This is a genomic window from Candidatus Planktophila sp. (assembly GCF_044348745.1).
Classification (GTDB): Bacteria; Actinomycetota; Actinomycetes; order Nanopelagicales; family Nanopelagicaceae; genus Planktophila.
In genome coordinates this window covers 14,056-28,751 of record NZ_JBIKSG010000006.1, presented here as the reverse complement: position 1 = coordinate 28,751, position 14,696 = coordinate 14,056, and the positions used below count along the sequence as shown (strand labels likewise).

Annotated in this window: 15 protein-coding genes; 12 read left to right on the top strand and 3 right to left on the bottom strand. The window is 46.0% G+C overall.

Features of this window, described 5'->3' with window-relative positions; genetic code table 11:
• Nucleotides 1-20 precede the first annotated feature (20 nt).
• The 12 genes from tilS to AC9UH7_RS02105 all read left to right on the top strand — a co-directional run bounded on the left by tilS (nt 21) and on the right by AC9UH7_RS02105 (nt 12,007).
• On the top strand, nt 21-983 hold the full coding sequence (tilS, locus tag AC9UH7_RS02160) for a tRNA lysidine(34) synthetase TilS (RefSeq protein WP_509594450.1): 963 nt from the start codon (nt 21-23) through the stop codon (nt 981-983).
• A gap of 8 nt (nt 984-991) precedes the next feature.
• Complete coding sequence (gene hpt, locus AC9UH7_RS02155) at nt 992-1,543, top strand: hypoxanthine phosphoribosyltransferase (RefSeq protein ID WP_509594447.1); 552 nt, start codon at nt 992-994, stop codon at nt 1,541-1,543.
• A gap of 25 nt (nt 1,544-1,568) precedes the next feature.
• A complete protein-coding gene (gene ftsH, locus AC9UH7_RS02150) occupies nt 1,569-3,620 on the top strand; it encodes an ATP-dependent zinc metalloprotease FtsH (RefSeq protein ID WP_509594444.1) in 2,052 nt (683 codons plus the stop codon).
• Nucleotides 3,607-4,209 carry a GTP cyclohydrolase I FolE gene (folE, locus tag AC9UH7_RS02145; protein ID WP_509594442.1) on the top strand — a complete coding sequence of 201 codons (603 nt, stop codon included), beginning with the start codon at nt 3,607-3,609 and terminating at the stop codon, nt 4,207-4,209. The genes ftsH and folE overlap by 14 nt, the downstream gene beginning before the upstream one ends.
• A 5-nt stretch (nt 4,210-4,214) precedes the next feature.
• Nucleotides 4,215-4,970 (top strand): dihydropteroate synthase, encoded by a 756-nt coding sequence (folP, locus tag AC9UH7_RS02140; RefSeq protein WP_509594439.1) that lies wholly within the window; start codon nt 4,215-4,217, stop codon nt 4,968-4,970.
• Entirely contained in the window at nt 4,967-5,329 is a 363-nt protein-coding gene (gene folB, locus AC9UH7_RS02135) for a dihydroneopterin aldolase (protein ID WP_509594436.1), read from the top strand. Before folP ends, folB begins: the two co-directional genes overlap by 4 nt.
• Nucleotides 5,326-5,775, top strand: coding sequence for a 2-amino-4-hydroxy-6-hydroxymethyldihydropteridine diphosphokinase (gene folK, locus AC9UH7_RS02130; protein ID WP_509594433.1), 450 nt, complete (start codon nt 5,326-5,328; stop codon nt 5,773-5,775). The genes folB and folK overlap by 4 nt, the downstream gene beginning before the upstream one ends.
• A 9-nt stretch (nt 5,776-5,784) precedes the next feature.
• On the top strand, nt 5,785-6,582 hold the full coding sequence (gene panC / locus AC9UH7_RS02125) for a pantoate--beta-alanine ligase (RefSeq protein ID WP_509594431.1): 798 nt from the start codon (nt 5,785-5,787) through the stop codon (nt 6,580-6,582).
• Nucleotides 6,583-6,584: 2 nt separating this feature from the next.
• Complete coding sequence (locus tag AC9UH7_RS02120; RefSeq protein ID WP_509594429.1) at nt 6,585-7,349, top strand: type III pantothenate kinase; 765 nt, start codon at nt 6,585-6,587, stop codon at nt 7,347-7,349.
• Nucleotides 7,350-7,369: 20 nt separating this feature from the next.
• On the top strand, nt 7,370-8,875 hold the full coding sequence (gene lysS, locus AC9UH7_RS02115; protein ID WP_509594426.1) for a lysine--tRNA ligase: 1,506 nt from the start codon (nt 7,370-7,372) through the stop codon (nt 8,873-8,875).
• Between the two features lie 3 nt (nt 8,876-8,878).
• Nucleotides 8,879-9,370 (top strand): amino-acid N-acetyltransferase, encoded by a 492-nt coding sequence (locus tag AC9UH7_RS02110; RefSeq protein ID WP_509594424.1) that lies wholly within the window; start codon nt 8,879-8,881, stop codon nt 9,368-9,370.
• Nucleotides 9,371-9,505: 135 nt separating this feature from the next.
• Complete coding sequence (locus AC9UH7_RS02105; protein WP_509594421.1) at nt 9,506-12,007, top strand: ATP-dependent Clp protease ATP-binding subunit; 2,502 nt, start codon at nt 9,506-9,508, stop codon at nt 12,005-12,007.
• Here AC9UH7_RS02105 and AC9UH7_RS02100 read toward each other — a convergent pair whose 3' ends face one another.
• Genes AC9UH7_RS02100 through radA form a run of 3 tightly spaced genes read right to left on the bottom strand, consistent with a single transcriptional unit; the run spans nt 12,008 to nt 14,687 of the window.
• Nucleotides 12,008-12,475 carry a GNAT family N-acetyltransferase gene (locus tag AC9UH7_RS02100; protein WP_509594419.1) on the bottom strand — a complete coding sequence of 156 codons (468 nt, stop codon included), beginning with the start codon at nt 12,473-12,475 and terminating at the stop codon, nt 12,008-12,010.
• Nucleotides 12,472-13,323, bottom strand: coding sequence for an HhH-GPD family protein (locus AC9UH7_RS02095; RefSeq protein ID WP_509594416.1), 852 nt, complete (start codon nt 13,321-13,323; stop codon nt 12,472-12,474). The genes AC9UH7_RS02100 and AC9UH7_RS02095 overlap by 4 nt, the downstream gene beginning before the upstream one ends.
• A complete protein-coding gene (gene radA, locus AC9UH7_RS02090; RefSeq protein WP_509594414.1) occupies nt 13,320-14,687 on the bottom strand; it encodes a DNA repair protein RadA in 1,368 nt (455 codons plus the stop codon). The genes AC9UH7_RS02095 and radA overlap by 4 nt, the downstream gene beginning before the upstream one ends.
• Nucleotides 14,688-14,696: the final 9 nt, after the last annotated feature.

Sequence of the window (14,696 nt, the reverse complement as noted above, 5' to 3'; positions counted from 1 at the left end):
ACCAGCACTACTCTTGTCTCATGACAACAGCGGTTCCTGCAATTCGCAATGCGGTGCGAGTTTGGCTGGAAAAATATGAAGCCGGAGACAAGGTACTTGTTGCTGTTTCTGGTGGCGCTGATTCTTTAGCACTCGCATATGCTCTTTCAGTTGAGGCTGAAAAACTTGCTATTCGCGTTATTGGTGTAACCGTAGATCATCAATTGCAAAGCACATCTTCTGAACAAGCACAAAAAGTTGTTAAGCAACTTTCGGAATTTGGAGTTAAGTGCCACGTTAAGAAAGTTACTGTTGACATCAAAGAAGGTTTAGAAGCATCGGCACGTAAAGTCAGATACGAAGCAATCAACGAAGTTGTAGAGCAAGAAAATGCGGTTGCCGTTTTTCTGGGCCACACCAAAGGTGATCAGGCTGAAACAGTTTTATTGGGGCTTGCTCGCGGTTCTGGAACTCGTTCACTTTCTGGAATGGCCCAACACAACGGAAATTATGTGCGACCTCTTCTTGAGATCACGCGAATTCAAAATGAAGACTTCTGTAAAGAAGTTGGATTAGATTATTGGAAAGACCCACATAATCAAGATTCACAATTTGCACGTGTGCGTGTTCGCAACGAAGCACTTCCAGTTTTAGAAAAAACTATCGGTCCAGGAATCTCAGATGCGTTGGCAAGAAGTGCCCACTTACTGCGAGATGATGCGGATGCACTTGATGATTGGGCTAAACGGGAGGAAGCGCATTTAGAGCTTCATAATCTTGAATGCGCCCATTTGGAATCTTTGCCTAGAGCCATTCGCACTCGAATTCTGCGGACGGCCATCTATGCCGCCGGTGCTCCTTCAGGATCGGTTTCGGCTGACCATGTGAGCGCGGTTGAGGCCCTAATCTCCGCGTGGAATGGCCAAAGTGCGCTCAATCTTCCCGGTGGTGTGAAGGTTGAGCGAATTTCGGGCAGACTTTCGCTCTCACAGCACCGACCATAGGGAGAACCGTGGATTTAGAAGCAGTCAAGGGCGATATCGAACGCGTAATCGTGACCGAAGAACAATTGCAAGCACGTATCAAAGAGCTTGCGGCACAGGTTGATAAAGATTACGAAGGTAAGGACCTTTTACTTGTCGGTGTTCTTAAGGGCGCAGTTATGGCTGTTGCAGATCTTTCACGCGCATTACAGCGCCATATAGATATGGACTGGATGGCCGTTTCTTCATACGGTTCAGGAACTAAATCCAGCGGAGTTGTCCGCATTCTTAAAGATTTAGATCGAGACATAACAGGTCGCAACGTGTTGATTGTTGAAGACATTGTTGACTCAGGTCTAACTCTTTCTTGGTTAAAGGCAAACCTGGAATCACGCGGAGTTGGATCAGTAGAAATCCTTTCAATCCTGCGTAAGCCAGAAGCTGCAAAAGTTGAGGTAAATGTTAAGTACGTAGGTTTTGATATTCCAAAAGATTTTGTCATCGGCTATGGACTTGATTTCGATGAGAAATATCGCAACCTTCCCTTCATTGCTGTGCTTGCAAAGCACATGTACGAATAAGATTTAGAAACGAGAATCCCCAGAAATGTCACAAGTACAAAAGCCGAAGAAGCAAACCAAAAAGAGTTTTTCTAGTAAGAACCCACCGAAAAAGCCGCTCACAAAAAGTGGCCGAATCTTTCGTGGGCCTTTGTTTTGGATTGTTGCAGCAATCTTTGCTGTCACAGTTTTTGGTCAGATTACTTCCGCAGGTAATAAGTACACACAAATCGAAACTTCACAGGCAATCGACGCAATTACTCAGTCAAAGGTTCTATCTGCAGAATTAGTTGATAGAGACCAGAAGATTCGTCTAATACTTACTTCTGGCAACACAATTAAGGGCTCATCTAAAGTGGAGTCTTTCTATGTTGCGCGTCAAGAACCTACTTTGATTGATGCATTAACTGCTAATCCACCGGCTGAGGGCTGGAACGTAAAGGTTCCATCGCAATCGCTGTTGGTTTCATTTCTCTTTTCGATCGTCCCATTTCTTTTAATTGGACTCTTGTTCTTCTGGTTTATGAGCCAAGCCCAAGGTGGAAACAAGGTGTTCCAATTTGGAAAGTCTCGCGCAAAACTGCAGGACAACGATGTTCCGAAGACGACATTTAAAGATGTTGCAGGCGCAGATGAGGCACTTGCCGAATTGGACGAGATCAAGGATTTCCTTGCAAAGCCAGAAAAATATGCTCCGCTTGGAGCCAAGATTCCTAAGGGTGTGTTGTTGTTTGGCCCTCCAGGAACAGGTAAGACGCTTTTGGCACGCGCAGTTGCAGGCGAAGCCGGAGTTCCTTTCTATTCAATTTCTGGTTCTGACTTTGTGGAAATGTTTGTTGGTGTTGGTGCGGCGCGTGTGCGCGATTTGTTTAATCAAGCAAAAGCTAATGCTCCAGCAATCGTGTTCATTGACGAGATAGATGCCGTTGGTCGCCAGCGTGGAGCGGGAATGGGTGGTGGCCACGACGAACGTGAGCAAACACTTAATCAGTTGCTTGTTGAAATGGATGGCTTTGAAGAAAATTCAAAAGTTATTTTGATTGCAGCAACGAATCGACCAGATGTGTTAGATCCTGCGTTACTACGTCCAGGACGATTTGATCGTCAAATCGCGGTTGATCGACCAGACCTCAAGGGTCGTGAAGCGATTCTGCAGGTACATGCTAAAGGCAAGCCACTGAGCGATGAGGTTAAACTAGTTGATTACGCACGCCGCACACCTGGCTTTACCGGTGCCGATCTTTCGAATGTTCTGAATGAAGCAGCGCTTTTATCTGCTCGCGAAAATAAAGCGGTTATTGGAAATCTGGAGCTCGATGAGGCAATTGATCGTGTTATGGCAGGACCGCAACGTAAGTCTCGCTTGATGAGTGATGATGAAAGACGAGTAACTGCTTATCACGAAGCTGGCCATGCATTAGTTGCACATGCATTGCCACATACAGATCCTGTTCACAAGGTCACAATCATGCCTCGTGGTCGTGCGCTCGGTTACACCATGGTTTTGCCAGATGAAGATAAGTACTCAACAACTCGCAACCAATTACTAGATCAGTTGGCTTACTCATTGGGTGGGCGCGCGGCCGAAGAGTTGATCTTCCATGATCCATCAACAGGTGCATCCAATGACATTGAAAAAGCGACAGAGCTTGCGCGCGCAATGGTTACTCAATACGGCATGACTGAAGCTATTGGTGCGATCAAACTAGGTGGCGGAAGTTCCGAACCATTTATGGGCCGTGATTACGGGCATCAACGTGATTACAGCGAAAACATCGCAGGTGTTGTTGATCGCGAAATTCGCCAGTTAATTGAGAATGCACATCAAGAAGCATTTGATATTTTGGTTGCCAACCGAAAGATTCTGGATGAGATGGTTATCGAACTTCTTGAAAAGGAAACTCTCAACAAGGATGAAATCGCAGCTATCTTCAAGAAGGTTAAGTTAGTTACTAAGCGCCCTGCTTGGACTGGTTCTGCAACTCGCATTCCTTCTGAGCAACCACCTGTGGATGTGCCAGAACGAATTGTTGTGGAAACACCAAAAGAAACTAAGAAGCCAACTCGACGTAAGAAGGCTGCCAGTGACGGTCAATAAAGTAACCGTTACCGATGGGCGCGCATCTGGTCCTTATGATCAGGAACGTGCTGAAAAGGCTGTTCGTGAACTGCTTTTGGCGCTGGGCGAAGATCCAGATCGCGAGGGGCTAAAGGAAACTCCTGCCCGAGTTGCACGCGCAATGAAGGAAAATTTCGAAGGACTATGGCAATCACCGGAAGATGTATTAACAACAACCTTTGATATCGGACATGAAGAATTAGTAATTGTTCGAGACATTGAAGTCTTTTCACATTGTGAACATCATTTGACTCCATTCCATGGGGTTGCCCACATCGGCTATATCCCACGTGGAAAAATCACTGGGCTTTCAAAGCTTGCTCGTTTAGTTGATATGTATGCAAAGCGTCCACAGGTGCAAGAGCGTTTAACAACTCAGATCGCAGATGCAATGGTTAGCATTTTGGATCCACTTGGTGTGATCGTGATTATTGATTGCGAACATCTATGTATGTCGATGCGTGGAGTAAAGAAATCTCATGCTCGGACTACTACATCAGCTGTGCGTGGTGCATTAACAAACCCTGCAACACGGGCAGAAGCAATTTCACTAATCACTAAGGCGTAACTCTCATGTTGATCATGGGCATCTTGAATGTAACCCCTGATTCTTTTGCTGATGGTGGAAAACATAATGAGTTTGATGCAGCCCTTGCTCGGGGGCTAGAAATGATTCAAGAGGGTGTTGATATCATCGATATCGGTGGTGAATCAACTAGACCTGGCGCAGATCGGGTAAGTGAAGCAGAAGAGATTGCGCGCACGATTCCAGTGATTACTGAACTTGCCAAACATGGAGTTAAAATCAGTATTGACACAATGCGTGCGAGCACAGCAGAAGCTGCAATCAGCGCTGGTGCCTCAATTATCAATGATGTTAGTGGGGGATTAGCTGATCCATTGATGTTGCAAACCGCTGCGCGCTTGCAGGTGCCATACATCGCAATGCACTGGCGTGGACAGTCAAAAGATATGAATTCAAAGGCTATCTATACAGATGTCGTAATGGATGTGATTTCAGAGCTACAGGAGCGCATAACCGCCGCTTTAGATGCCGGTATCGACCCCAACAATCTAATCATCGATCCAGGTCTGGGCTTTGCAAAAGAAGCCGACCACAACTGGGCGATTATTGATGCGGTAGATGATTTTGTCGCATTGGGATATCCAGTTTTAATTGGTGCATCCCGTAAACGTTTTCTAGGGGGAGATTCTCCTGATCAACGCGAACAAGCAACTATTGATTTAACGAAGCGACTTGCATCGACAGGTGTGTGGGCGGTTAGAGTTCACAGCGTGAAGCCACATAAGGAGGTGCTGTCGAAATGAAAGATCAGATTGTTTTGACTGGAATTCATGGCTTTGGCTATCACGGACTCTTTGAACATGAGAGATCGGATGGTCAGGATTTCTATGTGGACTTAACCTTAACTGTTGATCTAACGGCCGCTGCAATCTCTGATTCAATCGATGACACTGTGAATTATGCAGAGATCACGGACTTGGTAGTCGAAGAGATTACAAGTAACCCTGTAAATTTGATTGAGAAATTAGCAGCACGAATAGCCGAGCGAGTTCTTAATCAACACATCAAGGTAGTTTCTATTGTGGTAACAGTGCATAAGCCGCAGGCACCAGTTGCGGCGCAATTAAAAGATATCGCAGTTGTAGTAACTAGAAGCAGATGAAAGCTGTAATTGCATTAGGTGCCAATATCGGCAACCCACACGAAAACCTTAACTTAGCAGTTGCGCTTTTGCGTGAGGCAACTGATGTGCAAGCGGTGTCTAGTTATTACACAACCACACCAGTAGGTGGACCAGAGCAACCTGATTACATAAATGCGGTCTGCATAATTGAGAGTGAATTACCCGCAATGGATTTGTTGTCTTTATTGCACGGCATCGAAAAAAGCCTTGGTCGGGAAAGAGTTCAACATTGGGGTCCTAGAACAATTGATTTAGATCTCATTCAATATGGGGGATTATTGAGTAAGGCAGAAGAATTGATGTTGCCTCATCCACGTGCACACGAGCGACGCTTTGTTTTGCAGCCGTGGTTTGAAATTGAGCCTGATGCAATCCTGCTCACTCATGGGTCAGTACAAGAACTTTTGGAGCAATTGCCTGCATAGAGGTAAACTATGCAATATCTCGCCCGGTACCCCGAAAGGACTGGAGCCACTGAAATGACTGTATTAGTGCCAACTATGGGTGCCTTGCATAAAGGCCACCAAGCGTTGATCAAACGTGCTCGCACATTAGATAAAGATGTAATTGTCAGCATTTTTGTTAACCCATTGCAGTTTGAGAACAAAGAAGATTTAGAAAAATATCCACGATCACCAGAGCGTGACATCGAAATTGCAACGATTGCTGGCGCAAATGAAGTGTGGTTTCCTGAGTACGAAGATTTATTTCCGGAAGGCTTCAAAACGTTAAGTGCTGGTGCATTAGGAAATTTGTACGAAGGAGCATCTCGGCCTGGGCACTTTGATGGGGTTGTAACAGTCATAGATCGCTTGTTTGCAATTGCAAAGCCTGACAAAGCGATATTTGGCGAAAAAGATTTTCAGCAGTTAGCAATTGTTAAGGCGATGAAAAGTAAAGTTGAGATCATTGGGGTACCAACAGTCCGTGAATTTGATGGTTTAGCGATGTCTTCTCGGAATGCTCGCCTGAGTGAATCAGGGCGAAACATCGCTTTAGTTATTCACCGAGCGTTGGCAGCAGCAAAGCTTGCCCCAACGGTAGAAATTGGGCAGGAGATACTAAATACAAGCCTTTCTACCGAACCTGGCTTTGATAAAGATTACGCAACAATCATTGATGAGAAAGACTTTTCATTAGCAGATGAAAATACAGTAAACCGTCGGGCGATTATTGCTGGATGGGTTGAGGGAGTTCGATTGATAGACAACATGCCAATGGTGGGGAGATAACAATGTTATTAGCAGTTGATGTTGGAAATACAAATACTGTTCTTGGCATCTTTGATGACAAGGAAATGGTTCATTCCTGGAGAGTTAAAACAGATCCTCGCAGTACTGCTGATGAGTTGTGGCTGCAATACCGCGCTTTGATTGAGGATTATAAAGTCTCAGGTTTAGCTGTTTGTTCAACTGTGCCCGCTACCTTGCGTGAACTTCGGACTATGATTGCCGATTATTTCTCAGATGTGCGAGTAACAATTATTGAGCCTGGTATAAAAACAGGCGTTCCACTGTTAGTTGATAATCCAAAAGAAATTGGCGCAGATCGGATTGTGAATACTTTGGCTGCCCACACCCTCTTTGGTGGTCCAGCAATAGTTGTGGATTTTGGAACCTCAACAAATCTAGATGTTGTTTCACCAAAGGGAGAGTTTCTAGGGGGAGCATTGGCACCTGGCATTGAAATCTCAGTTGATGCGTTAGCTGCTCGCGCTGCCCAACTTCGCAAAGTTGAATTAATCAGACCAAAAAATGTCATTGGGAAGAACACCGTCGAGGCGTTGCAATCAGGAACTATTTATGGATTTGCTGGCCAAGTTGATGGATTAGTAGATCGAATTACAGCAGAGCTAATGGATTCCTATTCTCAAAAGCCAACAGTTATCGCAACGGGCGGATTAGCCCCATTAATTATTGGGGTTTCAGAAACTATCGACCACCATGAGCCTGATTTAACCCTGATTGGCCTTCGCCTAATTCACGAGCGAAATGCCTAACTCGGTAGACTTCCCAGCCTATGAGCACAGATAACCAACCTATTGAAGAGGATCTGCCTGAGCAGCTCCGTATTCGACGCGAAAAGCGTGCCTCATTACTTGAGCGCAATATTGAGCCATATCCAGTCTCTGTACCTCGAACCAAATCTCTCATCGAAATTCGAGAGAAGTATGTTGGTCTTGAAATTGATGTCGCCACAGGAGATATCGAGTCTTTAACTGGTCGTATTATTTTTAAGCGCGATACTGGAAAACTGTGTTTTGCGACTCTGCGCGAAGGTGATGGAACAGAACTTCAAGCAATGTTGTCTTTGGATAAAGTTGGTCAAGAAGTCCTTGATGCCTGGAAGTCTGATATTGATCTAGGTGACATAGTTTCTGTTACCGGTGAAATCATTACATCAAAGCGCGGTGAGCTTTCTATTCTTGCTAATTCATGGACACTTGCTTCCAAGTCATTGCGTCCACTACCAAATGATCACAAGCCAATGTCTGAAGAAACTCGTGTTCGGATGCGTTACGTGGATTTAATTGTTCGCCCTGAAGCGCGCAGTAATGCACGTTTGCGGCCAGCAGTCATGAAGTCATTACGAGATACATTTGATAAAGCAAACTTTGTTGAAGTTGAAACTCCAATGCTTCAAGTTATGCATGGCGGGGCAGCTGCTCGTCCATTCAAATCTTTCTCAAATGCTTACGACATGGATCTATATCTTCGCATTGCTCCGGAACTTTTCTTAAAGCGTTGCGTTGTTGGTGGTATCGAGCGTGTGTTTGAGATCAATCGCAACTTCCGTAATGAAGGTGCTGACTCGTCTCACTCTCCTGAATTTGCAATGATTGAGAGCTACATGGCATACGGCGATTGGATGTCAATCGCTGACCTGACACGCACTCTTGTTCAGAACGCTGCTATGGCAGTTTCCGGCTCACATGTTGTTACACACCATGATGGTCGCCAGGCTGACTTAGGCGGCCAATGGAAGCAGATCTCCTTATATGACGCTATTTCTAAAGGGGTGGGCGAGAGCGTTACGGCCCTAACACCCTTTGCTGAGTTGAAGAAAATTGCAGAAAAGCTTGGCATGAAGATTGACCCAAAGTGGATTACTGGCAAGTTGGCTGAAGAAATTTTCGAGCATGTTGCACGACATGAGTTAGTTGAACCAACATTTGTTATGGGATTTCCAGTCGATACTTCACCACTTGTTCGTGCACATCGCGAATTACCTGGGGTTGTCGAGAAGTGGGATCTATATGTAGATGGTTTTGAACTTGCAACTGGATACTCTGAATTAATTGACCCGGTAGTTCAGCGCGATCGTTTAGTCGAACAAGCAACTCTTGGCGCAAAAGGCGACCTTGAAGCGATGCAAGTAGATGAAGATTTCTTACGTGCCATGGAATTTGCGATGCCACCAACTGGTGGAATGGGAATGGGTGTAGATCGTTTACTCATGGCACTTACTGGCCTTGGTATTCGCGAAACTATTTTGTTCCCACTTGTTAAGCCTGAAGTTGATTAGTCAATGCAGATTCGCTTAGCGCGCACCAGTGATATTAAAGGCATCCGTCAATTGATTGACTCATATGCCCCACAAGGTCGCCTACTTACAAAAGAAACCGTAACTTTGTATGAGAGCGTTCAAGAATTTACAGTTGCCGTCGAAGGTGATGAAGTTGTTGGTTGCGGTGCACTGCACATTTTGTGGGAAGACCTTGCAGAAGTGCGCACCGTTGCAGTTTCAGACAAATATCGAGGTAAAGGCGTTGGCCACCAGATACTTGAATCAATTATTGATCGGGCAAAAGATATTGGGGTAGAGCGAATATTCTGCTTGACCTTTGAAACCGAATTCTTTGGACGACATGGTTTCGAAGTAATCGAGGGAACCCCAGTGGCTCCAGAAATCTATGCAGAACTACTGCGTTCTTATGATGCTGGTGTGGCTGAGTTCCTGGACCTTGAATCGGTGAAGCCCAATACCCTGGGAAATACCCGAATGCTTAAGAAGCTATAGCCGCCCAGATTTAGTCCATTTTCGGGCATAACCCCGCCACATTTGGGGTTGTAAAGGGCAGGGCCAATCCACCTCGCGAGCGTAGCCCCTCAGGTATTAGGCTTAACCGAAGATCGATCCGAAGGAGTACCGCCCATGTTTGAGCGCTTTACCGACCGAGCCCGCCGAGTTGTTGTGCTGGCCCAAGAAGAAGCACGCATGCTCAATCACAACTACATCGGCACCGAGCACATCCTTTTGGGATTGATCCACGAAGGTGAAGGCGTAGCAGCTAAGGCCTTGGAATCCCTCGGCATCTCACTTGAAGGCGTTCGCGCACAAGTTGAAGAGATCATCGGTCAAGGCCAGCAAGCACCAAGTGGTCACATTCCATTCACTCCGCGCGCGAAAAAAGTTCTAGAACTTTCACTTCGCGAAGCGTTGCAGTTAGGTCACAACTACATCGGAACTGAACACATTCTTCTTGGTTTGATTCGTGAAGGTGAGGGTGTGGCTGCGCAAGTACTCGTAAAGCTTGGCGCAGATCTCAATCGTGTTCGCCAACAAGTTATTCAACTTCTTTCTGGTTACCAAGGAAAAGAGGCTGTTCAAACTGGTGGACCAGCAGAGGGAACACCTTCTACATCATTAGTTCTTGATCAATTTGGTCGCAACCTCACACAAGCAGCTCGTGAAGGAAAACTAGATCCAGTCATCGGTCGCGAAAATGAAATTGAACGTGTGATGCAAGTTCTTTCACGCCGCACAAAGAACAACCCAGTTCTCATCGGAGAGCCAGGTGTTGGTAAGACAGCAGTTGTTGAAGGTCTTGCACAAGCGATTTTCAAAAATGATGTTCCAGAAACTTTGAAAGATAAGCAGCTGTACTCACTTGACTTGGGTGCACTTGTTGCTGGAAGTCGTTACCGTGGTGATTTCGAAGAACGTTTGAAGAAGGTTCTTAAAGAGATCAAGACACGTGGTGACATTATTCTTTTCATCGATGAAATTCACACACTTGTTGGTGCCGGTGCTGCAGAAGGCGCAATTGATGCTGCAAGCATCTTGAAGCCTATGCTTGCCCGCGGTGAGCTTCAAACTATTGGTGCCACAACTCTTGATGAGTATCGCAAGCATGTTGAAAAGGATGCAGCTCTTGAGCGCCGCTTCCAGCCAATCCAAGTAAAAGAGCCTTCTGTTGCACACACAATTGAGATCTTGAAGGGTCTTCGCGATCGCTACGAAACACACCACCGAGTTTCAATTACTGATGGTGCGCTCGCAGCAGCGGCAAACCTTGCAGATCGCTATGTTTCAGATCGTTTCTTGCCAGATAAGGCAATTGACCTGATTGATGAAGCAGGATCACGTCTTCGCATCAAGCGCATGACAGCTCCTGCCGAACTTCGTGAATTTGATGAAAAAATCGCCAATGCTCGCAAGGAAAAAGAGTCAGCAATTGATGGTCAAGACTTTGAATTAGCTGCAACTCTTCGCGATAATGAAAAGACATTGATTACTGAAAAGCAGGAAGCTGAAAAGAACTGGAAAGCAACGGATCTAGATAAGGTCACCGAAGTTGATGAAGAACTCATCGCTCAGGTTCTATCGGCATCAACTGGAATTCCAGTCTTCAAGCTAACTGAAGAAGAAACTGCACGTCTGCTTCGCATGGAAGATGAATTACACAATCGTGTTATTGGACAAGATCAAGCGATTAAGGCGTTGTCACAAGCAATTCGTCGTACTCGTGCAGGATTGAAAGATCCACGTCGCCCTGGTGGCTCATTTATCTTCGCTGGTCCTTCAGGTGTTGGTAAGACTGAACTATCTCGCACACTTGCTTCATTCTTGTTTGGTGATGCAGATGCGTTGATTCAACTTGATATGTCTGAATACTCAGAGCGTCACACAGCTTCTCGTTTGTTCGGTTCGCCTCCAGGATATGTTGGATATGACGAGGGTGGACAACTCACTGAAAAGGTTCGCCGTCGCCCATTCTCAGTTGTTCTCTTCGATGAAATCGAAAAGGCACACCCAGATATCTTCAACTCACTTCTTCAAGTGCTCGAAGAAGGTCATCTAACAGATGCACAGGGCCGAAAGGTAGATTTCAAAAACACTGTCATCATCATGACCACAAACCTTGGAACTCGCGACATCTCTAAGTCACTTGGGCTTGGGTTTGCTAACAGCGGTGACGATATGACCAATTACGAGCGTATGAAGGGCAAGGTTAGTGATGAACTCAAATCTCACTTCCGCCCTGAATTCCTCAACCGTATTGATGACATCATCGTCTTCCACCAGTTGACTAAGCCACAGATCATTCAGATCGTTGATCTGATGCTGAAAAATCTTGATGATCGTTTGCAGAATAAGGACATGGGCATCGAGCTCACTCCTGCTGCGAAGGATCTTCTTGCAGAGCGTGGCTACGATCCACTCCTTGGTGCACGTCCATTGCGTCGTGTAATCCAACGTGAGATCGAAGATGGATTGTCAGAGCGAATCCTGTTTGGTGAGTTGAAGGCAGGCGAGATCATCGTTGTTGATGTTGAAGGAGAAGGGGCAGAAGCAAAATTCACATTTGCGGGAGCTCCAAAGGTTGCAACACCTGATACTCCTGAAGATCTTGCTGAAGCACCAACTGCTTAATTAACTACCTAGTTTTTTAAGTGCATCTCCGCTAACGCGATATACGGTCCATTCATCCATGGGCACTGCGCCTAAGGATTTGTAGAAATCGATACTTGGCTGGTTCCAATCAAGAACCCACCACTGCAATCTCTCATAGTCACGTTCAACGCAAATCTTTCCTAATTCCTTTAGGAAAGCTAAGCCATAACCTTTGCCGCGGTAAGCGGGATCAACGTAGAGATCCTCTAGATAGATACCAGGTTTGCCAACCCATGTTGAGTAATTGAGAAACCAGATAGAGATTCCAACTACAAGGCCATTGTCTTCTGCAACATGACAGTAGGCGACAGGGCTTTCTCCAAAGATTGTCTCTTCGATTTGTTCGATTGTTGCTTTGGCTTCCGAAGGTGCTTTCTCATACTCAGCAAGATCCTTTATGAGCTGCTGTATGCGGGGTGCGTCTTCCTTAGTTGCGTAACGAATCATTGAGGAAGTCTATAGCGATGGCGGGGAAGTGCCTGAATTAGTTGGTCTTCGAGCAATGTTTTCAATGCTTTTTCGACCTGTGATTCATCCGGCCATAGCTTCTTGATTGAGGTTTCAGTCAGAGATTGATTCTCGCGTAGTGCTTGAACAATTGTGCCTCGGCACTTGCGATCTGTTCCATGCCAATCTTGAGATTTGCGAACAAGTTCTGTTTTTGGATATCCGTTTTTGCGCCATTGACATTGACTAATGATTGGGCAGAGCTCGCAAGCAGGATTTTTTGATGTGCAAACTAATGCGCCTAGCTCCATAGTTGCCGCAGCCCACACATGCGCATTCTTAACAGGTAATATTTCTAAACGACGAGTCTTTTCTCTGGCAGTAGGCGCTGGCTTTGGATGCTCTTCACCATCGATTGCACGAATTAACAATCTGCGTATGTTCACATCCATCACAAGTGATCGTTGTTCAAAAGCAAAAGCTGCGATTGCCGCAGCGGTGTATTCACCGATGCCAGGTAGAAGTTGGAGAGTTTCTTGATCTTCTGGCACTTTGTTGTTGAAATCTTCAGCGATTATTTGTGCTGCAGCATGTAGTCGCAGTGCACGCCGTGGATAACCAAGTCGCCCCCATGCAGTTATAACTTCTGCAGGGGTTGCCTTTGCTAAATCCTGAGGAGTCGGCCAGCGTTTCATCCATTCACTCCACTTAGGAAGCACACGGTTAACCGGTGTTTGTTGCAACATATATTCACTGACCATGACACCCCAAGGCGAAGTATCACGCCATGGTAAATCCCGCTTGTTCTTTTTAAACCAAGAGAGTATTGGTTTTTCTAACGAACTCATTCCCCGGTGATTTTTACCCGTTTTAGAGCGGCATCTAGTCGTGAAACTTCAACGATCTCCATGCCTTCAATCTTTGTATCTGATCCAGTGGGGACTAGTGCGCGCTTAAAACCAAGACGGTATGCCTCTTGTAGTCTGCGATTGACGCCACTGACCTTACGAATTTCTCCAGCTAGGCCAACTTCACCGATCGCTACCAAATCTGAAGGCAGGGCAAGACCTTTTGCAGCAGAGGCAACGGCTAAAGCAAGAGCTAAATCAGCAGCTGGTTCAGTCATTTTCATGCCACCAACGGTTGCTGCATAAACATCCCGGCCACCAACGCGAACATTTGCGCGCAGCTCTAAGACTGCAAGTGTCATTGATGTGCGAGCAGAATCTAGACCTGAAACAACCCGACGTGCATTTCCGTAATCATTTTCTCGGCCGGCAGAGACAAGTGCTTGAATTTCAGCCAGTAAGGGACGGCGACCTTCAAGAGTGACAGTTACACATGTGCCGGGAACAGGTTCTGCATGACGAGAAGTAAATAATCCTGTTGGATCCAATACGGATTCAATTCCCGTGTCACTTAAATCAAAGCAGCCAACCTCATCTGATGCACCAAAACGATTTTTGATTGCACGAATCAAACGAAGTCGAGAATGTCGTTCGCCTTCAAACTGTAAAACAACATCAACGATGTGTTCTAGCAGTCGTGGACCTGCAATTGATCCATCCTTTGTTACATGTCCAACAAGAAGTAGCGTGATATCGCGATCTTTGCAGATTCGAATCAGTGCGCCAGCAACCTCGCGAACTTGTGTAACGCCACCAGGTGCACCATCTGCTGCAGAGCTGCCGATAGTTTGTACTGAGTCGATGATTAGAAGTTGTGGCTTAACAGAATCGATGTGTGCAATAACAGCACCAAGATCTGTTTCAGAAGCCAGGAATAGTTGAGGATCAATTGCGTTGATGCGTTCTGCGCGAAGTCGAACTTGTGAGGCTGATTCTTCACCACTTATATAGAGTGCAGATATTCCTTTAGAAGCAGATTGCGCGGCAACGGAAAGTAGAAGTGTTGACTTACCAACTCCTGGTTCACCAGCTAATAAAATTGCTGCACCTGGCACTAATCCACCACCGAGTACACGATCAAGTTCAGATACACCCGTTGGTCGCGCGTGAGCTGCGGAGAGATCTACATCGCCAATTGGTGTTGCTTTTGCCGTTACGTTGCCTGCAACCAATGACAATTTCTTAGGTGCGGCAATCTCTTCAACAACGCCCCATGCCTGGCATTCACCGCAGCGACCTACCCATTTTTGGGATGTCCAACCGCACTCGGTGCAGCGGAATGGATCTTTTTCAACCTTGGCCATGAGGTAACC